The 25,159-nt window shown below is 39.7% G+C and carries 15 protein-coding genes, 8 tRNA genes, 3 rRNA genes and 1 other annotated feature; of the genes, 5 read left to right on the top strand and 21 right to left on the bottom strand.

Going from position 1 to position 25,159, the window contains the following annotated elements; translation table 11 throughout:
- Positions 1 to 21: 21 nt before the first annotated feature.
- From AC4BB5_RS17630 to AC4BB5_RS17710, 17 genes are all read right to left on the bottom strand, one after another.
- Positions 22 to 573, bottom strand: coding sequence for a hypothetical protein (locus AC4BB5_RS17630; RefSeq protein ID WP_490457354.1), 552 nt, complete (start codon positions 571 to 573; stop codon positions 22 to 24).
- Between the two features lie 89 nt (positions 574 to 662).
- Positions 663 to 2,015 (bottom strand): glutathione-disulfide reductase, encoded by a 1,353-nt coding sequence (gor, locus tag AC4BB5_RS17635; protein ID WP_490457355.1) that lies wholly within the window; start codon positions 2,013 to 2,015, stop codon positions 663 to 665.
- Between the two features lie 61 nt (positions 2,016 to 2,076).
- Positions 2,077 to 3,318, bottom strand: coding sequence for a peptidase U32 family protein (locus tag AC4BB5_RS17640; RefSeq protein ID WP_490457356.1), 1,242 nt, complete (start codon positions 3,316 to 3,318; stop codon positions 2,077 to 2,079).
- Between the two features lie 13 nt (positions 3,319 to 3,331).
- A complete protein-coding gene (locus tag AC4BB5_RS17645; protein WP_490457357.1) occupies positions 3,332 to 4,252 on the bottom strand; it encodes a peptidase U32 family protein in 921 nt (306 codons plus the stop codon).
- A gap of 292 nt (positions 4,253 to 4,544) precedes the next feature.
- Positions 4,545 to 7,034, bottom strand: coding sequence for an ATP-dependent Clp protease ATP-binding subunit (locus AC4BB5_RS17650; RefSeq protein WP_490457358.1), 2,490 nt, complete (start codon positions 7,032 to 7,034; stop codon positions 4,545 to 4,547).
- Between the two features lie 4 nt (positions 7,035 to 7,038).
- The gene (locus tag AC4BB5_RS17655) at positions 7,039 to 7,506 is read right to left on the bottom strand and encodes a CtsR family transcriptional regulator (RefSeq protein ID WP_490457359.1); all 468 of its coding nucleotides are present in this window, start codon (positions 7,504 to 7,506) and stop codon (positions 7,039 to 7,041) included.
- A gap of 165 nt (positions 7,507 to 7,671) precedes the next feature.
- Positions 7,672 to 7,745, bottom strand: a tRNA-Pro gene (locus AC4BB5_RS17660).
- An 84-nt stretch (positions 7,746 to 7,829) separates the two neighbouring features.
- Positions 7,830 to 7,903 (bottom strand) — tRNA-Arg (locus AC4BB5_RS17665).
- Between the two features lie 10 nt (positions 7,904 to 7,913).
- Positions 7,914 to 7,999: transfer RNA gene (locus AC4BB5_RS17670), tRNA-Leu, on the bottom strand.
- Positions 8,000 to 8,013: 14 nt separating this feature from the next.
- Positions 8,014 to 8,085: transfer RNA gene (locus AC4BB5_RS17675), tRNA-Gly, on the bottom strand.
- 8 nt (positions 8,086 to 8,093) lie between these two features.
- Positions 8,094 to 8,166, bottom strand: a tRNA-Thr gene (locus AC4BB5_RS17680).
- A 36-nt stretch (positions 8,167 to 8,202) separates the two neighbouring features.
- Positions 8,203 to 8,284: transfer RNA gene (locus tag AC4BB5_RS17685), tRNA-Leu, on the bottom strand.
- Between the two features lie 12 nt (positions 8,285 to 8,296).
- Positions 8,297 to 8,369, bottom strand: a tRNA-Lys gene (locus AC4BB5_RS17690).
- Between the two features lie 6 nt (positions 8,370 to 8,375).
- Positions 8,376 to 8,448: transfer RNA gene (locus AC4BB5_RS17695), tRNA-Val, on the bottom strand.
- Between the two features lie 14 nt (positions 8,449 to 8,462).
- Positions 8,463 to 8,578: ribosomal RNA gene (rrf, locus tag AC4BB5_RS17700) — 5S ribosomal RNA — on the bottom strand.
- Positions 8,579 to 8,675: 97 nt separating this feature from the next.
- Positions 8,676 to 11,587 (bottom strand): 23S ribosomal RNA (locus AC4BB5_RS17705).
- Between the two features lie 277 nt (positions 11,588 to 11,864).
- Positions 11,865 to 13,425: ribosomal RNA gene (locus AC4BB5_RS17710) — 16S ribosomal RNA — on the bottom strand.
- The 16S, 23S and 5S rRNA genes sit together here with 8 tRNA genes alongside, the layout of an rRNA operon.
- Positions 13,426 to 14,201: 776 nt before the next feature.
- Between AC4BB5_RS17710 and croR the strand changes: the two genes are divergently transcribed.
- The 4 genes from croR (at position 14,202) to AC4BB5_RS17730 (ending at position 19,359) form a co-directional block, all read left to right on the top strand.
- The gene (croR, locus tag AC4BB5_RS17715; RefSeq protein WP_010766703.1) at positions 14,202 to 14,891 is read left to right on the top strand and encodes a response regulator transcription factor CroR; all 690 of its coding nucleotides are present in this window, start codon (positions 14,202 to 14,204) and stop codon (positions 14,889 to 14,891) included.
- Entirely contained in the window at positions 14,881 to 16,032 is a 1,152-nt protein-coding gene (croS, locus tag AC4BB5_RS17720) for a sensor histidine kinase CroS (protein ID WP_490459095.1), read from the top strand. Before croR ends, croS begins: the two co-directional genes overlap by 11 nt.
- 38 nt (positions 16,033 to 16,070) lie before the next feature.
- Positions 16,071 to 16,282: a binding site (T-box leader), on the top strand.
- Positions 16,283 to 16,483: 201 nt separating this feature from the next.
- Positions 16,484 to 17,755 carry a serine--tRNA ligase gene (gene serS, locus AC4BB5_RS17725; RefSeq protein ID WP_490457360.1) on the top strand — a complete coding sequence of 424 codons (1,272 nt, stop codon included), beginning with the start codon at positions 16,484 to 16,486 and terminating at the stop codon, positions 17,753 to 17,755.
- A 110-nt stretch (positions 17,756 to 17,865) separates the two neighbouring features.
- The gene (locus AC4BB5_RS17730) at positions 17,866 to 19,359 is read left to right on the top strand and encodes a polysaccharide deacetylase family protein (protein WP_490457361.1); all 1,494 of its coding nucleotides are present in this window, start codon (positions 17,866 to 17,868) and stop codon (positions 19,357 to 19,359) included.
- Between the two features lie 50 nt (positions 19,360 to 19,409).
- Here AC4BB5_RS17730 and guaB read toward each other — a convergent pair whose 3' ends face one another.
- The 4 genes from guaB to AC4BB5_RS17750 all read right to left on the bottom strand — a co-directional run bounded on the left by guaB (position 19,410) and on the right by AC4BB5_RS17750 (position 23,340).
- The gene (guaB, locus tag AC4BB5_RS17735; protein ID WP_490457362.1) at positions 19,410 to 20,894 is read right to left on the bottom strand and encodes an IMP dehydrogenase; all 1,485 of its coding nucleotides are present in this window, start codon (positions 20,892 to 20,894) and stop codon (positions 19,410 to 19,412) included.
- 359 nt (positions 20,895 to 21,253) lie between these two features.
- Positions 21,254 to 21,937: a DUF1129 domain-containing protein gene (locus tag AC4BB5_RS17740; RefSeq protein WP_490457363.1), complete on the bottom strand. Its 684-nt coding sequence runs from the start codon at positions 21,935 to 21,937 to the stop codon at positions 21,254 to 21,256.
- Between the two features lie 101 nt (positions 21,938 to 22,038).
- A complete protein-coding gene (gene ychF, locus AC4BB5_RS17745; protein WP_490457364.1) occupies positions 22,039 to 23,139 on the bottom strand; it encodes a redox-regulated ATPase YchF in 1,101 nt (366 codons plus the stop codon).
- A 3-nt stretch (positions 23,140 to 23,142) separates the two neighbouring features.
- Entirely contained in the window at positions 23,143 to 23,340 is a 198-nt protein-coding gene (locus AC4BB5_RS17750) for a DUF951 domain-containing protein (RefSeq protein ID WP_025870734.1), read from the bottom strand.
- A 302-nt stretch (positions 23,341 to 23,642) separates the two neighbouring features.
- On the opposite strand from AC4BB5_RS17750, the gene AC4BB5_RS17755 reads away from it, so the two are divergent.
- Positions 23,643 to 25,154, top strand: a complete 1,512-nt coding sequence (locus AC4BB5_RS17755; RefSeq protein WP_490457365.1) for a helix-turn-helix domain-containing protein — start codon at positions 23,643 to 23,645, stop codon at positions 25,152 to 25,154.
- Positions 25,155 to 25,159: the final 5 nt, after the last annotated feature.

Raw genomic sequence — 25,159 nt, forward strand, 5'->3', positions numbered from 1 at the left:
GTCATTGATGACGGACCTACCCTAGTTTTGTTTCCACCACCGGAGTGTAGTATCTACACCAGTTATTGTAGGAAAGTCGATTACTTTCTTTTTCCCACTCTTTAAAATAAATTTTACCCGATAATACGTGCCCGCTCTCCCATAGCTTCTTGTACCAAACCGATTGCACGATGCTAATTCATCTTTTTTTATAACAACATTTGGTAAAAGAACCATAAATCGTTCACTATAACGTGCTTGAAAATGCCACTTAGCCTCCTTATCAGTGCACTCTCTTTTCAGCAAGATGTTTAATTCCTGTCTATTTTCCTCTGAACTTTCACAAAGATATTTATTGATCTGATAATACGTTTTAAAAAACGGTAAAATCGTTACTACTCCCCCAATTATCGTTGGTAGGGCGAATGAAAAAATGAGGATCATCAATATTTCTTCTATTGTAGCATGAAGCATTTTAAATCCGTTAACAGTAAATATAATAACTAAACTCGTTGCCATTAAAACCATAATTGCTAACCCTAGAAAAATAATTTTTTTACCTACTTTTTTAATATAGCTATGCATAAAGTTCATACCAAACACGACCCCTAATATAGTCTACCTGCATACATATGTAAAGGATGAGAAAAGACTAAAAATCCGTTTTATCTCATCCAAGTCACTTATCTCATCGTTACAAATTCTTCTGAACCTGTTGGGTGAATCGCTACCGTATTATCAAAATCTTTTTTTGTAGCCCCCATTTTAATAGCTACTGCAAATCCTTGCAGCATTTCATCAACACCTAGACCAATTCCATGCAAGCCAACGATTTTTTCCTCTTCTCCTACACAAACTAGTTTCATATCGCATTTTTGACGATACTCCCCTAGCGCAAAATACATTGGTGTAAAGGACGATTGATAGACTTTGATATTTTCATCACCATACTTTTCTTCTGCCTCTAATTCAGTTAAACCAACTGTAGCAACTGGAGGATGAGTAAAGACAACGGTCGGAATCATTTCATAATCTAAGTATTCATTTTCTTTCCCATTGAATAAGCGTTCTGATAATCTTCTTCCTGCTGCGATAGCTACCGGTGTTAAATCGATTTTGCCAATTACATCCCCAACAGCATACACACCTGGTTGCGTTGTATTTTGAAATTTATCAACTTTTACATAACCTTTATCTGTCAGTTCAATATGTGTGTTTTCAAGTCCTAAAGTATCCGTATTGGGTTGACGACCAGTTCCAAATACAATACTGTCAGCTGTAATTTTAGTGCCATTTTCAAAAGTGATCATTAATTCTCCAGATTCAAACTTCTCAATCAAACGAGGTGTTGAATGAGGATAAACATGCATACCATCTTCAATGTAATGCTCAACCACTTTTTCAGAAAGCATCTCATCGAATTCTCGTAACGGACGTTCTTTTCTAAATGCCCAATGCGTTTCAGCACCTAATCCGTGGATTGTTCCAGCAAGTTCAGCTGCTATATAGCCTGCACCGACAAATACAACCCGCTTCGGCAACTCTTCTAAAGCAAAAAAACCATTAGAATCTATCGCATATTGTTCACCAGGAATACCCAACTTTTTAGGACGTCCGCCAGTCGCAATCAAAATATGGGGTGCTGTGTAGATGTCGCCACCAGCTTCGATTGTATGATCATCAACAAATGTTGCATACTCAGATAAAACTTCTACATTATTACTATCTAATCCACGATGATAAGCCGCATGTAAGTTTTCAATGTAAGCTTCACGATTTTGAACGAGTTTTTTAAAGCTGAAGCCCTTTACATCCACGTCAAATCCATATCCTTCTGTATCTCGCTTCATCATTTCCATCATCGAACTGGCTTGCCACATTACTTTTTTGGGTACACAGCCAACATTGACACACGTTCCGCCAATATCTGCAGCTTCGATCAATAAAACCTTAGCCCCATGCATACCTGCACGATTAGCGGAAGCAATTCCTCCACTACCGCCACCAATTACAATGTAATCATATTGTTTTGCCATTATTTACTTATCCTTTCTGCAATGAAAGGGACAAGCTGCAACAGCTAATCCCTCAATCAATTTATTTCTTCTTACGAATCATATCGCCAACTGCTACTGGTTCTACAACTGGCATCGTTAACATCATCATTGGATTTGGTGCCCGATCGATCGACTCGTCGTCTTCATTATACATAACTTCTACCGTTTGATGGAAGTGATTGAACCCAGGACCATAAAATTCAATTTCATCGCCTACACTAAAGTGATTTCTTTGACGAATCGTTGCAACTTTTGTCTCAGGATCATATGCCATAACTTCCCCGATAAATTTATATTGAGGAATCTTACGACGTTCTCCAAATAATTGTTCTTCATCTGTCGGTACATGGTAGTAAAAGCCAGTTGAAAGCTCTCTTTGAGCGACTTTCCATAGTTCATCGATCCATTCTTGTTTACATTCATAATTTTCAGGATCTTCCATGTAAGTGTCTACTGCCTTTTTATACACATTCGCTACAGTTGAAACATAATGAATAGATTTCATCCGTCCTTCGATTTTAAAACTATCAACACCGTTTTGAATCAGCTCAGGAATGTGTTGGATCATTGCCATATCAACTGCACTCATTGAAAACTCTTCTTCGACTTCCCCTTTGTCAGTCAAACTTGTACGTTCACCACCAAAAGGCATGTCATAAAGCTCATATTTCCACCGACAAGACTGAGAACAGCCGCCTCGGTTAGCATCACGCATCGACATATGATTAGACAACGTACACCTACCTGAATAAGAAATGCACATTGCTCCATGAATAAATGCTTCTATTTCTACATCCGTATTTTTACGAATTTCGGCTACTTCATCCATCGATACTTCGCGTGCTAAAACAACACGTTCTAGCCCTTCGTTTTTCCAGAATTCTAATGTTTCATAATTGGTAGCTGAAGCCTGTGTAGATAAATGGATCGGTAAGCCTGGCGCTTCTGCTGCACAAATTTCAATCAAAGCTGGATCAGACACAATTACTGCCGAAATGCCAACATCGCGAATTTCTCTGAAAAAATCCCCTGCTCCTTCTTGATTTCCTTCATGAGTGACCATATTTGCTGCCACATAAACTTTTGCCCCATGTTCTTTAGCGAATGCTACACCTTTGATCATGTCCTCTTTTGTAAAATTACCTGCTCGGCTGCGTAACCCATAGGCATTTCCACCGATGTATACTGCATCTGCTCCATAATGAATAGCTGTTTTTAGTTTTTCTAGCGTCCCTGCTGGTGCTAAGACCTCAGGACGCTTCAATGTTCGTTCGTTTGTCATGTGTTTTTTCTCCTTATTTTATCTCGTCTGGATTCAAATCAAAGAATCCGATATCTAAGCCACGGTTTTCAGGGTGAAGTGCTTTAACTTGATCAATTGCTTTTTGTGCTTGGTTGTGTGACCAAAGGTTCGCTTCGATCTTTTCTTTCGCATCCACAAATAACTTAGTAACTTCTACAAAATTTTCCCCGGGCGCATAAATCCCATCAAGTTTCCACTTTGTGTAATTATGTTCATGAAGTTTGTCCAATTCACCAATTAGATTTACATCATTATCCGCAAAAATATGAGTGCCATGGCTATCTTCATAAATCGAATAGTGTGTTTCTTCTTTTTTAGGTTCAGATATAAACAGCCCACGTTCTTTGCTGGTTGACTCATCATTTTTAGTAAAATTGTAGTAATTTTGCAGCAATGGGCGTTTGGATTGATGAATGCATGTGGCACCATACACAAGGACTTCTGCTGGAACCATCAAGTTATCCTTCATCGCTTTCATTTCCTCAAAAGGAACTTCACGAGCCAATACTGCGCCAACTGATCCACGTTTCGCCCAGAAATTAATTTGACGAGAACTGGTCACTAACGTCTCTCCATCGTAAATATAGGGAATATCGATTCCATCACGTTGCATCACAAATACAACACCAGGATCACCAACCGTTACTTGATCTACATTTATTTCTTTTAAAAATGTTAAATATTCTGGAACCTTCTTCATCTTTTCTGGATGCATGATTCCGTTTAGCGCTATCGTTACTTTTTTACCAATGTCATGCGCTTTTTCAGTAATGATTCGCTGTTCCTCACGAGAGAACGACGTTGGTAAACGTAGACCAAACATCTCTTCTCCGATGTATAAAGTATCCACTCCAACTGCTAACAATGCCTCTGCTTGCTTGACAGACTCAGCAGTCGCAATAAGTTCAATCATTTTGTATCCTCCTTTAAAAAATTGACTGCACTAAACCTATAAAGCCAAATAATTCAAAAGCTGCACAGGCTGTTCAATCCTTGAATAATTAATTTTAAAAAACTTTTTTTATCTTTTTTAACAGTCTTCTAACAACTGCTTTATAGTAGCACAGGTTCACAAACTTTCCAATACTCTCTCTTTATTTTAACGCTTATTTTTCACAAAATACATGCCATCAGCTTACTTTTATTAAAATAAAAAAGCTGTACAAAACGGATTCGTTTTGCACAGCGAATTATTGATTTTTTGATTAAATTGTTTGTAGTACTTGTTCAGGTTTTGATGACTTAACATTCAATGTTATTTTACCTTTGCTTGCGCCAATTGTTACTTTATCTCCTAGATGGATTTGACCGGAAAGCAAGGCTTCACTTAAGCGATCTTCTACCTCTTTTTGTAATGCTCGACGGATCGGGCGTGCTCCATATTCTGGATCAAAACCAACTTTTCCGATCACTTCAATAGCAGCTGCCGTGATCTTCACATTGACATCTTGTTCTCTTAAACGTTGAACAATCGATTTACTCATGATTTTCACTATTTCGTGAATTTCTTTTTGATCTAATGATCGGAAGACAACTGTTTCATCCACACGATTCAAGAACTCTGGACGAAATGCCTTTTTCAATTCTTCCATAATACGTTTTTGCATCGCACCGTAATCTTTAGTTAAATCTTGTACGTTGAAACCAACATTTTTCTCATCACGAATTGCTGTTGCACCAATATTTGATGTCATGATCAAAATTGTATTTCTAAAATCAACTCTACGTCCTTTAGAATCAGTTAGATGACCATCATCTAATACTTGTAATAGAATATTGAAGACATCTGGATGAGCCTTTTCTACTTCATCCAATAAAATAACAGAATAAGGTTTTTGGCGAATTTTTTCAGTTAACTGACCGCCTTCTTCATATCCAACATAACCTGGAGGAGAACCAATCAAACGGCTAGTGCTGTATTTCTCCATAAATTCGGACATGTCTACACGAACCAGAGCATCTTCACTACCAAACATTGTTTCAGCTAAAGCTTTAGCCAATTCCGTTTTACCTACACCTGTTGGTCCCAAGAACATAAACGAACCAATTGGTCTATTTGGATCTTTTAACCCGCTACGAGCTCTGCGAATCGCACGTGATACCGCTTGGACAGCTTCATCTTGACCAACTACTCGATGATGTAGAATACTTTCTAATTCTAGTAAACGTTCACTTTCTTTTTTCTCTAACTGTTGTAACGGCACACCTGTCCATTGCGAAACAACATTAGCAACATCCTGCTCTGTCACACGATTAGCATAACCGGATGCTTCTTTTTGTTCTAGTAGTAGAATATTTTCCAATTTACGAGCTAGTTTTTTCTCTTTTTGGCGTAGTCTCGCTGCACTTTCAAAAGATTGCGACTGAATCGCTTCTTCTTTCTCTTGCACTAAACGAGCAATTTCTAAACGTAAGTTATTGATTTCCGACGGTTCATCTGCCAAGTCTAAACGAACTTTAGCTGAGGATTCATCCATCAAATCGATTGCTTTATCTGGTAACTGACGAGAATTAATGTAACGAACAGATAACTGAACCGCCGCATGCAGCGCATCATCCGTGATTTCTACACCATGATGCTCCTCATACCGTGAACGCAAACCTTTTAAAATTTCTTCCGCTTCTTCTGGTGTCGGTTCATCAACTTGTACGCGAGCAAAACGACGTTCCAAAGCAGAATCTTTTTCGATATATTTTTGGTATTCATCCAGTGTAGTTGCTCCGATTGTTTGCAGCTCTCCTCTTGCAAGTGCTGGTTTTAAAATATTTGATGCATCAATTGCACCTTCTGCACCACCAGCGCCGATCAAAGTATGCAGCTCATCAATAAACAAAATCACTTCGCCATCTTGATAAATTTCATCGATGACTTTTTTCAGACGATCTTCAAATTCACCACGATACTTGGTACCGGCAACTAAAGCACCCATATCTAGCATCATTAAACGTTTTTCCAACATATCTTCTGGAACTTCACCGTTCACGATTTTTTGTGCCAAACCTTCAGCAATTGCTGTTTTACCAACACCAGGTTCCCCAACTAGAACAGGATTATTCTTTGTACGACGACTTAGGATTTGAATCAATCGCCTAACCTCTTGTGAACGTCCAACTACAGGGTCCAGATCATTTTCCCGCGCTAATTTCGTTAAATCACGAGCTAATGAATCCAACGTCGGTGTTCCTTTCGGAGCTGCTTTTTGGGCTTGACTATTCCGGCGTCTCCCTACATTTCCACTCATTTGTGGATCAGTAATACCTATTTTTTTCATTAATAACTGACGCATCTTGGATAAACTTAAACCTAGATTTAATAAAATACGTGAAGCTAATATATCTTCATCTCTCAATAAACCTAGTAAAATGTGTTCAGTTCCTATATTTGGTGCTCCTAAACGCTTTGCTTCATCGCCTGCGTAAGCAAAAATTTGTTTTGCACGAGGAGAATAAGGTAAATAAGCTCCCTTAGGATACCCTTTAACTGTTCCATATCCAGTTAAGTGTTCAATTTCTTCACGGATATCATTTTTATCTGCATTCAACTGGCGTAATGATTTTCCAGCAATTCCATTTGGCTCTAAAACTAATGCCAACAGTAAATGTTCTGAGCCCACAGATTGATGCCTAAAATATTTTGCTTCTTCTTGCGCAATAGCCAACACTGCCTTGGCACTTTCTGTAAATAATTCGTCCATAGTATCATTCCTCCTCGTAACTCAAACGTTCTAAAAATGAATGCATCAATTGAGCACGTAAATAATCTTCATTTGATCCTGCTTTACCTAAAACTTGTTTCCCAAGTACAGATAACATCAGATTTCCTTCTCTTTTGGTAATCACTTCTTCTTCGTACAACTTTTGTACAAAAATCAGTGCATCTTTTTCTGAAAGTCCATTACCCGTAAACTGAGCTATTTGTTTTAATAATTGATCACTGTCAGAAATTTGGACTTTCGCGATTCTAATATAACCGCCGCCGCCACGTTTACTCTCAACAGAATAGCCTCGTTGAATCGTAAAACGTGTGTTAATCACATAATTAATCTGGGAGGGAACACAATTGAATAAATGAGCCATTTCAGCTCTACGAATCTCAATTTTACTGCTTTCTTCAAGAATCTTTTTTAAATATGCTTCTATTAAATCCGAAGTATTTTGATTACTCATCACACTCATCCTTTTCCCTTGACTAATACTGACCTTAATTATACATAACTTCAATCGTTTAATAAAGGAGAATGCCTAATTTGATAAGAAAAAATTAATAGCGCATAACATTTAATTATTAAATTAAGCAAAAAAAAGAACAGAGAAACTACTCTGTTCTTTAAATCGGGAAGACAGGATTCGAACCTGCGACCCCTTGGTCCCAAACCAAGTGCTCTACCAAGCTGAGCTACTTCCCGTAGCTATAATAATAAAAAAAGACTAAACGTTTAAAAGGAACTAATACTCACTACCTTCTAAATCGCAGTCAACCATTTCAACTATGCACCCAAAGGGAGTCGAACCCCTAACCTCTTGATTCGTAGTCAAGCACTCTATCCAGTTGAGCTATGGGTGCTACATTTCTATGCCGAGGACCGGAATCGAACCGGTACGGTGATCACTCACCGCAGGATTTTAAGTCCTGTGCGTCTGCCAGTTCCGCCACCCCGGCGAAAGAACAAGCTAAGCGGAAAACGGGGTTCGAACCCGCGACCCCCACCTTGGCAAGGTGGTGCTCTACCACTGAGCTATTTCCGCAGTCTGGATGCCGGCTAAAGGATTTGAACCCTCGACCCTCTGATTACAAATCAGATGCTCTACCAACTGAGCTAAGCCGGCGTTATCATCGCCTAGTTTTGAAAACGAGACTAAAAATGCGGGTGAAGGGACTTGAACCCCCACGCCGTAAGGCGCTAGATCCTAAATCTAGTGCGTCTGCCAATTCCGCCACACCCGCAAAATATTCCTATGAGCCGTGCAGGGCTCGAACCTGCGACCCTCTGATTAAAAGTCAGATGCTCTACCAACTGAGCTAACGGCTCAAAAAATGGAGGTTGACGGGATCGAACCGCCGACCCCCTGCTTGTAAGGCAGGTGCTCTCCCAGCTGAGCTAAACCTCCAAGACAACACTTTAGCGTGGCGACGTCCTACTCTCACAAAGGGAAACCCTTCACTACAATCGGCGCTAAGAAGCTTAACTTCTGTGTTCGGCATGGGAACAGGTGTATCCTTCTCGCTATCGCCACCACACTGGGTGTTGTTGCTATTCAATTGAGTGATTATTCACTCAAAACTGGATTGAAGTAAGGTAATCAAACAGTCCGAAAAACTTTTTTATTTCGTTTCTTTGGTTAAGTCCTCGACCGATTAGTATTGGTCCGCTCCGTACATCACTGCACTTCCACTTCCAACCTATCTACCTCATCATCTCTGAGGGGTCTTACTTTCTTAAAGAAATGGGAAATCTCATCTTGAGGTGGGCTTCACACTTAGATGCTTTCAGCGTTTATCCCTTCCCTACATAGCTACCCAGCAATGCCCTTGGCAGAACAACTGGTACACCAGCGGTAAGTCCATCCCGGTCCTCTCGTACTAAGGACAGCTCCTCTCAAATTTCCAACGCCCGCGACGGATAGGGACCGAACTGTCTCACGACGTTCTGAACCCAGCTCGCGTGCCGCTTTAATGGGCGAACAGCCCAACCCTTGGGACCGACTACAGCCCCAGGATGCGACGAGCCGACATCGAGGTGCCAAACCTCCCCGTCGATGTGGACTCTTGGGGGAGATAAGCCTGTTATCCCCAGGGTAGCTTTTATCCGTTGAGCGATGGCCCTTCCATGCGGAACCACCGGATCACTAAGCCCGACTTTCGTCCCTGCTCGACTTGTAAGTCTCGCAGTCAAGCTCCCTTCTGCCTTTACACTCTGCGAATGATTTCCAACCATTCTGAGGGAACCTTTGGGCGCCTCCGTTACTCTTTAGGAGGCGACCGCCCCAGTCAAACTGCCCACCTGACACTGTCTCCCACCACGATAAGTGGTGCGGGTTAGAGGGTTCATAACACAAGGGTAGTATCCCACCAGCGCCTCCACCGAAACTAGCGTTCCGGGTTCATCGGCTCCTACCTATCCTGTACATGTGGTACAAACACTCAATATCAAGCTACAGTAAAGCTCCATGGGGTCTTTCCGTCCTGTCGCGGGTAACCTGCATCTTCACAGGTACTAAAATTTCACCGAGTCTCTCGTTGAGACAGTGCCCAAATCGTTACGCCTTTCGTGCGGGTCGGAACTTACCCGACAAGGAATTTCGCTACCTTAGGACCGTTATAGTTACGGCCGCCGTTTACTGGGGCTTCAATTCTGAGCTTCGCCGAAGCTAACCCATCCTCTTAACCTTCCAGCACCGGGCAGGCGTCAGCCCCTATACTTCATCTTTCGATTTTGCAGAGACCTGTGTTTTTGATAAACAGTCGCTTGGGCCTATTCACTGCGGCTGACCGAAGTCAGCACCCCTTCTCCCGAAGTTACGGGGTCATTTTGCCGAGTTCCTTAACGAGAGTTCGCTCGCTCACCTTAGGATACTCTCCTCGACTACCTGTGTCGGTTTACGGTACGGGCAGTTGTTTTCTCACTAGAAGCTTTTCTTGACAGTGTGACATCAGGAACTTCGGTACTATTATTTCCCTCCCCATCACAGCTTGTCCGTATAGAGTAAAGCATTTGACTCTACTCAAGACTTACTGCTTGGACATGCACTTCCAGTCGCATGCATTCCTTAGCCTCCTGCGTCCCTCCATTGCTCAAACAAAAACAACTGGTACAGGAATATCAACCTGTTGTCCATCGCCTACGCCTATCGGCCTCGGCTTAGGTCCCGACTAACCCTGGGCGGACGAGCCTTCCCCAGGAAACCTTAGTCATACGGTGGACGGGATTCTCACCCGTCTTTCGCTACTCATACCGGCATTCTCACTTCTAAGCGCTCCAGCCGTCCTCACGATCGACCTTCAACGCCCTTAGAACGCTCTCCTACCATCACACCAGAGGTGTGATCCACAGCTTCGGTAATATGTTTAGCCCCGGTACATTTTCGGCGCAGGGTCACTCGACTAGTGAGCTATTACGCACTCTTTAAATGATGGCTGCTTCTGAGCCAACATCCTAGTTGTCTGTGCAACCCCACATCCTTTTCCACTTAACATATATTTTGGGACCTTAGCTGGTGGTCTGGGCTGTTTCCCTTTCGACTACGGATCTTATCACTCGCAGTCTGACTGCCGAATATGAATGAATGGCATTCGGAGTTTATCTGAATTCGGTAACCCGAGATGGGCCCCTAGTCCAAACAGTGCTCTACCTCCATCATTCTTAACTTCGACGCTAGCCCTAAAGCTATTTCGGAGAGAACCAGCTATCTCCAAGTTCGTTTGGAATTTCTCCGCTACCCACAGCTCATCCCCGCACTTTTCAACGTACGTGGGTTCGGTCCTCCAGTGCGTTTTACCACACCTTCAACCTGGCCATGGGTAGATCACATGGTTTCGGGTCTACGACTACATACTCATTCGCCCTATTCAGACTCGCTTTCGCTGCGGCTCCGGCTCTTCACCTTAACCTCGCATGCAATCGTAACTCGCCGGTTCATTCTACAAAAGGCACGCCATTACCCATTAACGGGCTTTGACTTGTTGTAGGCACACGGTTTCAGGATCTATTTCACTCCCCTTCCGGGGTGCTTTTCACCTTTCCCTCACGGTACTGGTTCACTATCGGTCATTAGGGAGTATTTAGCCTTGCGGGATGGTCCCCGCGGATTCCGACGGAATTTCTCGTGTTCCGCCGTACTCAGGATCCTCCTAGGTGTTGCCAACATTTCGTCTACGGGGCTATTACCCACTTTGGCGAACCTTTCCAGGTTCTTCGACTATCTTGACAGACTACCACAACGGAGTCCTACAACCCCAACAAGCAAGCTTGTTGGTTTGGGCTCTTCCCGTTTCGCTCGCCGCTACTCAGGGAATCGAATTTTCTTTCTCTTCCTGCAGGTACTAAGATGTTTCAGTTCTCTGCGTCTACCTCTATCCAGCTATGTATTCACTGAATAGTAACATCCTATAAAAGATGTTGGGTTTCCCCATTCGGAAATCTCTGGATCATAGCTCACTTACAGCTCCCCAAAGCATATCGGTGTTAGTCCCGTCCTTCATCGGCTCCTAATGCCAAGGCATCCACCGTGCGCCCTTATTCACTTAACCTTATGACCTTACGGTCAGTTTGTTTGGTTCGTTTCTCTAGCGATAGAGGCGTCACCAATAAAATAAGCTTCGAACAGTTAATTAACTCTTCAACGCGGTGTTCTCGGTTTGTTTTGATTACTTTTTTTACTTCAATATCCAGTTTTCAATGAACAATTCGTTTGAGAGAAACATATAATAAGAAAAAAATCAAATGATCTTTTCTATTTATAAGAGTAAACCTCTCAAAACTGAACAAAGTATCGACGAATGTGTAAGTTTCCGTAATATTCCTTAGAAAGGAGGTGATCCAGCCGCACCTTCCGATACGGCTACCTTGTTACGACTTCACCCCAATCATCTATCCCACCTTAGGCGGCTGGCTCCACAAGGGTTACCTCACCGACTTCGGGTGTTACAAACTTTCGTGGTGTGACGGGCGGTGTGTACAAGGCCCGGGAACGTATTCACCGCGGCGTGCTGATCCGCGATTACTAGCGATTCCGGCTTCATGTAGGCGAGTTGCAGCCTACAATCCGAACTGAGAGAAGCTTTAAGAGATTTGCATGACCTCGCGGCCTAGCGACTCGTTGTACTTCCCATTGTAGCACGTGTGTAGCCCAGGTCATAAGGGGCATGATGATTTGACGTCATCCCCACCTTCCTCCGGTTTGTCACCGGCAGTCTCGCTAGAGTGCCCAACTGAATGATGGCAACTAACAATAAGGGTTGCGCTCGTTGCGGGACTTAACCCAACATCTCACGACACGAGCTGACGACAACCATGCACCACCTGTCACTTTGCCCCCGAAGGGGAAGCTCTATCTCTAGAGTGGTCAAAGGATGTCAAGACCTGGTAAGGTTCTTCGCGTTGCTTCGAATTAAACCACATGCTCCACCGCTTGTGCGGGCCCCCGTCAATTCCTTTGAGTTTCAACCTTGCGGTCGTACTCCCCAGGCGGAGTGCTTAATGCGTTAGCTGCAGCACTGAAGGGCGGAAACCCTCCAACACTTAGCACTCATCGTTTACGGCGTGGACTACCAGGGTATCTAATCCTGTTTGCTCCCCACGCTTTCGAGCCTCAGCGTCAGTTACAGACCAGAGAGTCGCCTTCGCCACTGGTGTTCCTCCATATATCTACGCATTTCACCGCTACACATGGAATTCCACTCTCCTCTTCTGCACTCAAGTCTCCCAGTTTCCAATGACCCTCCCCGGTTGAGCCGGGGGCTTTCACATCAGACTTAAGAAACCGCCTGCGCTCGCTTTACGCCCAATAAATCCGGACAACGCTTGCCACCTACGTATTACCGCGGCTGCTGGCACGTAGTTAGCCGTGGCTTTCTGGTTAGATACCGTCAAGGTAAGAGCAGTTACTCTCCTACTTGTTCTTCTCTAACAACAGAGTTTTACGATCCGAAAACCTTCTTCACTCACGCGGCGTTGCTCGGTCAGACTTTCGTCCATTGCCGAAGATTCCCTACTGCTGCCTCCCGTAGGAGTCTGGGCCGTGTCTCAGTCCCAGTGTGGCCGATCACCCTCTCAGGTCGGCTATGCATCATGGCCTTGGTGAGCCGTTACCTCACCAACTAGCTAATGCACCGCGGGTCCATCCATCAGTGACACCCGAAAGCGTCTTTCAAATCAACACCATGCGGTGTCGACTGTTATGCGGTATTAGCACCTGTTTCCAAGTGTTATCCCCCTCTGATGGGTAGGTTACCCACGTGTTACTCACCCGTCCGCCACTCCTCTTTTCAAATGAGTGCAAGCACTCGGTAGAAAAGAAGCGTTCGACTTGCATGTATTAGGCACGCCGCCAGCGTTCGTCCTGAGCCAGGATCAAACTCTCATAATAAAAGTTGAACACAATCCGAAAATTGTTAAGCTCATTTGTTTGCTAGCATATTGCTTCGCTTTGTTAAAAATTGTTGTTTGTTTTTACCGTTGTAAAAACAACCTACACATTTGGTTCGTCTTACTTTGTTCAGTTTTCAAAGGTCTACTGTGTTACCTCGCAGCAACTTTTATATCATATCAAATCTTCGATTTGATGTCAACACTTTTTTAAAAAAAGTTTCAAAGTTTTTTTCTGCTTGATGTTATCGAATGTTTTGCGACAACTTCATTAGTTTACCAGGTTGATTGTTATTTGTCAACAACTTTCTTCCTAGTTTTTCAAGTTTTTTTAGAACTTGAAACGTTATTTTATTTTCGTCCGTTGTTGTTGCTTTTCGCAGCAACTTCACTATCTTATCAAGAAGTTTGTTATTTGTCAATAACTATTTCACTGATTTGAAAAGTTTTTTTCGAACTAGGAATGTTATGTTATTCCTTTCGCTCAGCATATTACATCAGTGCCTTGCGACAAGATATAATATACCAAGTTTCTGGGCTTAGGTCAACTAAAATTTGCACTTTTTTCGAACTTTTTTTCGTTACCGATTGTTTTATTACTTTTGTTCTTTATTGTTCGTTTTTAACTAAAAAATGTGGCTTTTTCGAGCTATTTCTTAATTTTTGGTAACATATTCTAAATTTACCGTAACTTCTCTTTGATTTTGTCCTTTTTTCTATTTTTTTGTTAGAATAAGGGAGAAGTATTCTACTATATATATGGAGGAAATGAACGATATGAAAATTTTAGTTGCTGATGATGATAAAGAAATCGTAGAACTATTGAGTATTTATATTCACAACGAGGGGTACGAAGTGGTTAAAGCATATGATGGAAAAGAGGCTTTATCTAAGATTCGAACAATTTCAGATATAGATTTACTTATTCTAGATATCATGATGCCCATCATGGATGGTATGCAGGTAGTAAAGGAATTGAGAAAAGAGTCCCAAATCCCGATTATTATGTTGACTGCCAAAACAACGGATATGGATAAAATCAAAGGTCTTGTAGCCGGAGCCGATGATTATGTTACAAAACCATTTAATCCATTAGAAGTTATGGCCCGTGTTAAATCTATTTTAAGGCGCAGTCAAATGCAGCTTAAAGCAGATGAACCTGATGTGCTTGAAATTGGCTCTTTGATCATCAACAAAGATTCTCACGAAGTAAAAACTGTTGATGGAAAAGAAATTCAATTAACTGCATTAGAGTTTGGCATTTTGTATCTATTAGCTAGTCACCCTAATCGTGTCTTTAGTGCTGATGAAATTTTTGAACGCGTATGGCAGCAGGAAAGTATTGTTTCTGCAAAAACAGTTATGGTTCACGTCAGCCACTTGAGAGATAAGATAGAAGAAGCAACCGGTGGAGAAAAAGTCATTCAAACAGTTTGGGGAGTTGGATATAAGATCGATGCTCGTTAGACAAAAGAAAATTGAAAAGCAAAAACGAATCACCTTAACATCTAAGGAAATCAGTGAATTACTTGCTGAAGGAATCGTCACGATTATTCTATTGCTTCTATTAAATGTCTCAATTACGGTCATCCTTAGCGGGAACCAAACATTGCAAGGAATCATCTGGGCAACGAAAGGTGCTTTTGCGACAGAACTAAACACCGATTTATTTTGGAGCTTGAGCAAATTTGTTATCCCGATATTCTTTATAGTCGACGTTGCTGTTCTGTATTGGCGTTTGATTCGTCGCTATCGTCAAATGCAATTGAGACATATTATCAGTGAGTTACATTATATAGCTGATGGTAATTATGATCATCGTATTCCCTTTGAGTTAAGCGGTGATCTAGCAAAAGTAGTCACCAGTATCAATGGTTTAGTTGACAGTACAGTTGCAGCGATTGAAGACGAGCGTAAAATAGAAAAATCAAAAGACGAGTTGATCACAAACGTGAGTCATGATATCCGAACACCTTTAACTTCTATTATAGGTTACTTAGGTTTAATTGAGGATCGACAATTTCACAATGAAGAGGATTTGCTAAAATATACGCATACAGCATACGTAAAAGCGAAGCAGATGAAACTACTCGTTGATGACCTTTTTGAGTATACGAAAGTTCGTCAACCTTCTGTTCCTATTAATTCAATCAGTTTTGATATGGCACAATTGATTGAACAACTTGCTGCTGACTTCGAGCTTGAAGCAGACAAAAACGGCATGATCATTCAAGTAAATGCTAACCCACCATCAATAAAAATGGATGGCGATACTGAAAAGTTAGTTCGTGTCTTCAATAATCTTTTATCTAATGCCCTTAAATACGGTAAAGGTGGCAAAAATATCGTTATTGATGTAGAAAAAGTTGGTACAGAGGCTGTAATCGCCGTTAGAAATGATGGTCCACCGATTCCTAAAAAATCTTTGGATCAATTATTCGATCGTTTTTACCGTGTGGAAGAATCTCGCTCACAAGAAACAGGTGGAACTGGGCTTGGTTTAGCTATTGCACAAAGTATCATAGCTTTACATGGCGGATACATCTATGCGACTTCTGATAATCGTTGGACATCGTTTATTATTCATTTACCGTTAAAAAGAAATTGATTTACTAAGGTTGACATCTAAACAAAAGTTTTGTATCCTAATGACAAGCAAAGAGAAAAAGTATTTATAGCTTTGAATCAAAGAGAGTTTGCGGTGGTGAGAGCAAATATTCTACTATAAAGAAGTCCGTCTCTATTATATGCGTTTGGCGAGATAAGTCAGACCGGTTGTAGCCGTTATCTACAATACAAGGGCAGCATTCAGCTGAACTTGGGTGGTACCGCGAAATTCAAGTCATTTCGTCCCAAGAATTTATTTCTAGGGATGAAGTGACTTTTTTTATTTTACTACCATGTTATCTAGCTATATGGGCTAGTATTATGCTCTTTTCTGATTGATAGTACCACTTAGGTGTTGTTATCCGAAAAATAAACAGTGAATTTGACCACCGTCAATTCTTCATTCAGAGCGAACAAACCCATTACGCTTTTAAATTTAAGGAGGAGTAGTTATGTTAGATGTAAAAATGATTCGTCAAAATTTCAATGAAGTTCAAGCAAAGTTAAAAACACGTGGTGTAAAGGAAGAAATATTAGTAGAGTTTTTACGCCTAGACGAAAGCCGACGTAACTTATTAGTTAAATCAGAAGAGCTAAAAAAGTATCGTAATGATGTATCTGCTGAAATCGCGCAATTAAAAAGAAACAAAGAAGATGGCACTGCAAAGATAGCTGAAATGAAAGAGGTTGGCGGGAATATCAAAGCTCTTGATACTGAAATCGAAGAAATCGATGCGAAGCTTCAAGAAATTTCTACAACCTTACCTAATTTACCTCATAGCTCAGTTCCTGTAGGAGCAGATGAAGATGATAATGTTGAAGTGCGCCGTTGGAGTGAACCTAGAAATTTCGCCTTCGAACCGAAACCGCATTGGGATGTAGCTGAAAACCTAGATATTCTTGATTTTGAACGTGGAGCAAAAGTTTCAGGCAGTCGTTTTGTTTATTACAAAGGCCTAGGTGCTAGATTGGAACGCGCATTATATAATTTCATGTTGGATATGCATGTTTATGACCATGGTTATACTGAAATGATGACACCTTATATCGTAAACAGTAATTCTATGTTTGGTACTGGTCAATTTCCTAAATTCAAAGAAGATGTTTTTCAATTAGAAGGAACTGATATGACCTTGATTCCAACTGCTGAGGTCCCTTTGACAAACTACTATAATAATGAAATTTTAGATGGCAAAGATTTACCTATCTATTTTACTGCTCTTAGCCCATCTTTCCGTTCTGAAGCTGGAAGTGCTGGACGTGATACTCGAGGTTTGATTCGCCTGCATCAATTCAATAAAGTAGAAATGGTGAAATTCAGCGATGCAGAACATTCTTATGAAGAGTTAGAAAAAATGACTGCTAATGCTGAAGACATTCTACAAAAATTGAACCTTCCTTATCGTGTCATGTCACTAGCTACAGGCGATATGGGGTTCTCTGCTGCCAAAACTTATGACTTAGAAGTCTGGATCCCAGCACAAAATGCTTACCGTGAAATTAGCTCTTGTTCAAACTGCGAAGATTTCCAAGCACGCCGCGCTATGATTCGTTACCGCGATGAAAATGATAAAGTTCAATATGCTCATACTTTAAATGGATCAGGCCTAGCGGTTGGACGAACTGTTGCTGCCATTTTAGAAAATTATCAAAACGAAGATGGTTCAGTAACTATTCCAGAAGTTTTAGTTCCTTATATGGGTAATTTGAAATTAATTAAATAAATAAAAAGAATCGCTAATTTGCCCCTATGTTTGTTGAAAGTGTAAATCAAGCATGATACATTTAAATTACTGTACGCAGTCAAATTTATAAATTAGAGGGATCAAACGTTATGGACAGAAAAAATCACCCACGAGGAACGCGAAATAGCCGACGCGAAAGAAATAATCACATTTTTTCAAAAAAGATCGCTTTTGTATCTATAATAAGTATTTCACTTATTTTCATCTGCGGTGGTGTCTATGCAACCTATGCCATGCAGCATAAGCAAGAGAAACTAAATGAAGTTGAAGATGAACGCCAGTATAAGCAAAAAGAACTAACGTTACTAGAAAAAATCAGAAAAGCTCAAAAATTAGAAGAACTTGAAAGTTCTGAACAAGAAAAAACAGATGGAAACGTCCAAACATTAATCTATGAACCTATTGCTACTGACGTTATCCCTCAATTACAAGCAATAAAAACTGAATTATCAACCTTAATAGAAACTGCTCAAAAAAATAGTCCTAAAGAGGTTCCAATAAAAATTGTTGGGCACATGAAAAAGAACAAAATCAGCGAACAAGTGGTAGGTTATCTCCCAGCTATTGACACTTATACATGGGAGCAAGAAAAAGGTGATTGGTCTGAAAAAACTGAACTAGGTAAAAATACAGCCTTTGTCAATCAAAAAACAAACCAGCCGTTGACACTCCAAGATATTTTCTTGAATGACGCCAACATGTTGGCTGTCCAGCAAGTTGTTCAACAGCAGTTACTTGATGAAAATTCTGATGGTAATACTATTATTGATAGTGTCCTAAATTTGCCAAGTTTTTCTTTAGATAAAACTGCCTTTACCTATTATCCTGATAAAATCAAATTAGGTCTGCCTGACAATTCGACTGGTAAGAATGAAATCACGTTGTCTTATAAGGATATTGCCGGTTATGTGAATCCAGAATTTGTTGATTTGTCTTCTATCAAAGATGCTCTACCTGCACCTTTAGATCCCAATAAAAAATATATTTCGTTGACTTTTGATGATGGTCCAAATCCTGAAACAACACCACGACTTCTGGATATTCTAAAAGAAAAAGGGGTCAAAGCGACATTCTTTATGCTGGGCCAAAATGTTGTAAAAAACGAAGCCATTGTTAAACGAGTGGCAGAAGAAGGTCATGAAGTAGCTAGCCATTCTTATTCACATCCACAACTAACTGGAGTAGATGCTCAAAGAGTGAAAGATGAAGTTCAAAATACAGACAAAGCCATCTATCATGCAATTGGCAAGATTCCGACTGATTTCAGACCACCGTATGGCGCTGTAAACAAAGATGTAGCAGCAATCATTGGGAAACCAATCATTCAATGGTCTGTAGATTCCCAAGATTGGCAAAGTCACAACGCCCAAGCAATCATCAAACGGATCGATGATACTGCATACAATGACACAATCGTATTGATGCATGATATCCATCCAGAAACAGTCGATTCTGTATCAACTGTGATCGACCACTTACGTAACAATGGTTATGAAATTTTACCTTCTAAAGAATTATTAGGTAGAACAGCCAAGCCATTGCATATGTATTACGGTTCTAAAGATGAACGTCCTGTCCAATAAATACAAAAAAACTTCCGCTATCAGTTATGATAGCGGAAGTTTTTTTGTATTTATTGTTCTACAGAATAATTAGGCGCTTCTTTTGTAATTTGCACATCATGAGGATGAGATTCTTTCAATCCATTGCCACTCATTTGGATAAACTGTGCTTCTTCACGTAATTGTTTTAAGTTTGCCGCACCAACATACCCCATACCTGATTTTAAACCACCAATCATTTGGAAAACAATATCTGATACGCTACCTTTATAAGCAACACGTCCTTCAATACCTTCTGGAACTAATTTATTCGCTTCGTTAACTCCACCTTGGAAATAACGATCACTTGATCCTTTTTCCATTGCACCCAACGAGCCCATTCCACGATACGTTTTAAAGCGACGACCTTGATAAATTTCAAATTCACCAGGTGATTCATCTGTCCCTGCTAACATACTACCTAGCATAACTGCATGTCCGCCAGCTGCCAAAGCTTTAACAATGTCTCCGGAATACTTGATTCCACCATCAGCGATGATTGCTTTTCCATATTTACGAGCAACAGATGCTGCATCATAGATAGCTGTTAATTGCGGCACACCAACGCCTGCAACCACACGAGTCGTACAAATAGAACCAGGTCCGATCCCAACTTTAACGACATCCACACCGACATCATAAAGAGCTTTAGCTCCTTCTGCGGTTGCAATATTTCCAGCAATCAAAGTAGCATCTGGAAATGTATCACGAATTTCTTTGATTTTGCGAATCACACCTGCACTATGGCCATGAGCAGTATCAATAATGATCGCATCTACTCCAGCTTCTAATAACGCTTCTGCACGTTCAAATGTATCACTAGTGACGCCAACTGCCGCTGCTGCTAGTAAACGACCATGCTCATCTTTTGCAGCATTTGGAAATTCGATAACTTTTTCAATATCTTTGATCGTGATCAATCCACTCAAACGATTATTTTCATCAACAATCGGTAGTTTTTCGATTTTATGTTTTTGTAAAATCTTTTCAGCATCTTTTAGAGAAGTACCAACTGGGGCTGTAACTAAATTGTCTTTCGTCATTACTTCGTCGATTTTCATTTGATAGTCTGTTACAAAACGCATATCGCGATTCGTGATGATACCAACTAATTTACGATTGTCCATTGTTTCTACGATCGGTACGCCACTAATACGATATTTGCTCATCAAATTTTCTGCATCTGCTACTAAATTCGTTGGTGTTAAGAAAAATGGATCGATGATTACGCCACTTTCGGAACGTTTTACTTTACGAACCTCATCTGCTTGTTGAGCGATACTCATATTTTTATGAATAACACCTAAACCACCTTGACGAGCCATTGAAATTGCCATTTTGCTATCCGTTACTGTATCCATGCTTGCGCTGATCAGAGGAATATTCAACTTAATATTTTTTGCCAATTGTACACTCATATCTACTTCATTTGGTAACACATGACTTTCTGCTGGAATCAATAAAACATCATCAAATGTAAGACCTTTTTTCGCAAATTTTGTTTCCCAGTTAGACATTTTTCAGACCACTCCTCTATTTAATTTTATATAAGAAAATAACAGATAATAAAAGGGAAGTCAACCGCATTTCCCCGTTTGCATAAATTTTCTTTCGATTCCACAAAACATGAGTGTTTTCTCATTTTTTTGTTATCTAATCACAAGGATAACTGCAGTTATTTCTTTGATTCCATTTGTATTGAAATTATAATAACTGAAATTTAATTTGAAGTTTCACCTCTAATCTCTATGGTATCGTGCTGCGGTGATTCTTTCAAATACGAACCCTTTCCATTCAAATATAATAGATTGAACTGAAAAACAGAAGAGTCTTGCACAACGCTAAAAATAGCAATACGCAAGACTCTTCTGTTTTTTTAACGCGCTAAACTGCTGCGCATATTATATTTTTTCTTTAATAAGTAACGGATACCTAAAGCTGCCCCACCGATAATGATCACGATCACTGGATCTAAAACAGGATTTATAGCGACTGGTAGCATTGCTGAACCTGCAAAAACAACTAGCCATAAAAGCATTGCTCCAACTAAGATTGCTCCAGTTTTAAACCAACCAGGACGTTTTGATTTATCCACGCCAGGTCGATCATATTGGTAGACATATTTATACATTAGATAAAATACATATCCACCAGCCATTGACGCTAACACTAATGTCAATAATCCTAATGGTTGTGATTTCCCTTTAGACCACATCATCATAACTGAAAACATAATCGTCATTACACCGAATAATAACAAGGTATTATCTAGCCACATCAAGGTCGGTGTTGATTCTGGAAGTTCTTCTGGTTTATTTAAAATAGACTCCGTACGCTCAGCCACTGTTCCGAAAAGCTGACGCGCAGTTTTCCCACTTTTTTGACCTTCTACTAAATGAGGTAGAATTTCATGTAAAGCAAGTGTTTGCGCTTCTTCTGAAAGATTAGCAGCGACTAATGATTTTTTTAAGTCAAAGATGTATTGTTCATTTCTTTTTGTCAATTTTTGTTCAAGTTCACGATTTTCTGAAACGATATCTCGAAGTGCTTCTGATTCCATTTTTTACGTCCTCCTCGCCCGTGACCAACGGGGCAGTCTTTACCTAAAAAGTATTCTAACACATTTTTTAGGGAGAAAAACAGTTTTTTAGCAATTTTTTCTTATACGTTAAAACGGAAAAGCATAACGTCGCCATCTTGAACAATATATTCTTTTCCTTCCAAACGAACTTTGCCTGCTTCTTTCGCTGCTTGCATATTGCCATACGTATTCAAATCATCAAATGAAACCGTCTCTGCTCGAATAAATCCACGTTCAAAGTCAGTATGAATGATTCCTGCTGCTTGAGGTGCTTTGATACCTTTACGGAAAGTCCACGCACGAACCTCTTGCTCTCCAGCAGTAAAATAGGTTGCTAAGCCTAATAAATCATAGGCTGCACGAATCAATTGATCTAAGCCAGACTCTTCGATACCTAATGCTTCTAAAAACTCAGCTTTATCTTCATCATCTAATTCTGCGATTTCTTCTTCTGCACGTGCACAAACCACGATTACCTCTGCTTGTTCATTTGCAGCAAAAGTTCGCACTTGTTGAACGTAAGGATTATTATCTGAATCAGCTACTTCGTCTTCAGATACATTTGCTACATATAAAATAGGTTTTGCTGTTAATAGGAACAAGCTCTTAACGATTTTTTGCTCATCTTCTGTAAATTCGATTGTTCTAGCAGATAATCCTTCTTCCAAAACTGGTTTAAGCTTATCTAATACAGCTAGTTCAGCTACCGCATCTTTGTCTTTCGTCTTAGCGATTTTAGCCACACGAGCATAGCGTTTTGTAATAGAATCCAAGTCTGCTAATACTAATTCTAAATTAATTGTATCAATATCTGCTAACGGATCTACACGCCCTTCAACGTGGGTAATATTATCATCATCAAAACAACGTACGACATGACAAATTGCATCTACTTGGCGAATATGACTTAAAAATTGGTTTCCTAACCCTTCACCCTTACTTGCACCTTTGACGATTCCTGCGATATCTGTAAACTCAAAAGTAGTTGGTACTGTTTTTTTGGGTTTCACTAACTCTGTTAAACGCTGCAAGCGCTCATCTGGTACTTCAACCATTCCCACATTTGGGTCAATTGTTGCAAACGGATAATTCGCAGCCTCTGCACCTGCTTTTGTAATTGCGTTAAAAAGGGTAGATTTCCCTACATTAGGTAAACCTACGATTCCAGCTGTTAATGCCATTGATCATTCACTATCCTTTATCAGTTTTTTTTCCAAAATTTTCTTCATCTTTTTTTCAAAATCACGGCGTGTCATCATCACGATATGACCGCAGTTCGTACATTTTATTTTAATATCGGCACCCATTCGGATAATTTCCCAACGATTTGCCTGACAAGCATGGGGCTTCTTCATTTCTACAATATCACCAAGATCATACATAACAGACATATCCCTTCTAAAAATAGTCAGAAAATCATACATAAACATACAAAGATACAATACCATTTTTTTGACAATCAAGCAAAACTATTTTGTTGATCCGCTTTTTTTATAAATTGAACAAGAAAACGCAAAGGTGAAATACAGCGAATTCTCAAATAACAGAAAATAAATCCATTTAAATAAGATTGTATTTGCTGTACTTATGTTGGATAATAATAAAAATGTCACTACAAGAATAGTATCTGCTCTTATCCCTCCAGCTGCTATTCCCCACACTGATATTTAAAGGAGTTTTACATATGAGAAAATTTGACTTACTAGAAAAGTTAGAAGTTTATCAAATTGACTTGTTAATACATTTGAGTAACGTTGGCGGTACTGCAACAAAAAAAGACCTTTTACGTCATTTAAACATAGGAGACTATTTTTTATTCAAGCTAATCGATGGATTGATGACCTTAGCCCAGAAATCAAATAATTGCTTTTCCATTGAAGTAAATAAGCAAACTATCACCTTCCAAACCAAACCTGAATACTCTCTTCATACTTTGTATAATGAATTAATCATGTACTCACCAAAATATAAAATTTTAGAAGAATTATTGCTTTGTGGGACGATTGATGTCACTCGCTTATGTGAAAAAATTGGAATAAGTCATTCAACGTACTTTAGAAAAATCAACGAATTAAACTGTTTATTAAAGGAATTTGATTTGACCATCCAAAATGGTTCTCTTCTAGGATCTGAGTTACAAGTTCGTTTTTTTTATGTATCTCTTTATATGGTCACAGATCCTAATCACCAATTAAAGGTCCCAAATATTGATCCTAGAATTTATGAAACAATCAATACGATTCAACAGATTTTAGGTAACCCCATATCCGCTTTTTCCAAAAAAAAACTTGTCGTCTATTTTAGTTTATTAAAAAGAAGAAATGCCCAAAAAAGCATAACAGATTATAGTGATCAAGAACCTTTTTTCAACAATAAATCAGATATCAGCAGTCAACAAAGATTTATAAGTGCACTTAAAAGCTCCCACTTATTCAAAACAGTCAATAAAACGCTTGGTTCGTTTTTAGTTTATTACTCCTTTAAAATGCTTCCTAATGAAACCATCTTATTGCTTCTCTTCATGCTTGGTGAAGAAATCATCCCTGCTAATTCTCATTGTTTAAAAGAACTTGATTTTATTGAACGGTACAGTGGTTTGTTTGTTCGTACTTTAAACAAAGAATTTTTTAGTCTAATGGACAAATATCATCCCAATACTTGTTTGAACAACGCTCACAGTTCAACCCTTCATTATTATCTAAATGCTATTGGCTACCACCATTTGATATTCAAAGGACATATTGACTATTATTGGGAACAAAAGTATACAGACTGGGAAGAGTCTGTACACTCGGAAATGATTTATTATTTTATTGATTACTTAAAAGAAAAATACTCCGCACTTTTTATAGATGACACAAATGACACTATTCTTATTACAAAATACGCTCATGCGATAAATTTTTATGAAGAATGTATCAAAGCTAAAATTTCTGTTGGGATATTCCTTGAAGGCGATCTATTATATAAAAATAAATTTATGAACTGGTGGATCAAATATATTGAGTTATCCACATTCGCCCAAGCAGGACCTTTAGCCTCCAACCAACTTTATGATTTAGTCATTAGTAATGTAGATTGTTCTTATCTAAAAAAAAGAGGAAAATATTTTTTCTTCCTAACCAACTATAATGAAAAAAAAGACATTTTCGATCTTGATCAGTTACTATATGAAATTTACTCCTCTTCCCATTAAATTTA

The organism is Enterococcus sp. AMC1252 (assembly GCF_058216515.1).

Excerpts from the sequence above, each read along its gene's own strand:
- croR (WP_010766703.1), top strand. The coding sequence starts at position 14,202 with ATGAAAATTTTAGTTGCTGATGATGATAAAGAAATCGTAGAACTATTG.
- AC4BB5_RS17645 (WP_490457357.1), bottom strand. The coding sequence starts at position 4,252 with ATGATTGAACTTATTGCGACTGCTGAGTCTGTCAAGCAAGCAGAGGCA.
- AC4BB5_RS17730 (WP_490457361.1), top strand. The coding sequence starts at position 17,866 with ATGGACAGAAAAAATCACCCACGAGGAACGCGAAATAGCCGACGCGAA.
- AC4BB5_RS17750 (WP_025870734.1), bottom strand. The coding sequence starts at position 23,340 with ATGTATGATCTTGGTGATATTGTAGAAATGAAGAAGCCCCATGCTTGT.
- gor (WP_490457355.1), bottom strand. The coding sequence starts at position 2,015 with ATGGCAAAACAATATGATTACATTGTAATTGGTGGCGGTAGTGGAGGA.
- ychF (WP_490457364.1), bottom strand. The coding sequence starts at position 23,139 with ATGGCATTAACAGCTGGAATCGTAGGTTTACCTAATGTAGGGAAATCT.
- AC4BB5_RS17740 (WP_490457363.1), bottom strand. The coding sequence starts at position 21,937 with ATGGAATCAGAAGCACTTCGAGATATCGTTTCAGAAAATCGTGAACTT.
- croS (WP_490459095.1), top strand. The coding sequence starts at position 14,881 with ATGCTCGTTAGACAAAAGAAAATTGAAAAGCAAAAACGAATCACCTTA.
- guaB (WP_490457362.1), bottom strand. The coding sequence starts at position 20,894 with ATGTCTAACTGGGAAACAAAATTTGCGAAAAAAGGTCTTACATTTGAT.
- serS (WP_490457360.1), top strand. The coding sequence starts at position 16,484 with ATGTTAGATGTAAAAATGATTCGTCAAAATTTCAATGAAGTTCAAGCA.
- AC4BB5_RS17650 (WP_490457358.1), bottom strand. The coding sequence starts at position 7,034 with ATGGACGAATTATTTACAGAAAGTGCCAAGGCAGTGTTGGCTATTGCG.
- AC4BB5_RS17655 (WP_490457359.1), bottom strand. The coding sequence starts at position 7,506 with ATGAGTAATCAAAATACTTCGGATTTAATAGAAGCATATTTAAAAAAG.
- AC4BB5_RS17755 (WP_490457365.1), top strand. The coding sequence starts at position 23,643 with ATGAGAAAATTTGACTTACTAGAAAAGTTAGAAGTTTATCAAATTGAC.
- AC4BB5_RS17640 (WP_490457356.1), bottom strand. The coding sequence starts at position 3,318 with ATGACAAACGAACGAACATTGAAGCGTCCTGAGGTCTTAGCACCAGCA.
- AC4BB5_RS17630 (WP_490457354.1), bottom strand. The coding sequence starts at position 573 with ATGAACTTTATGCATAGCTATATTAAAAAAGTAGGTAAAAAAATTATT.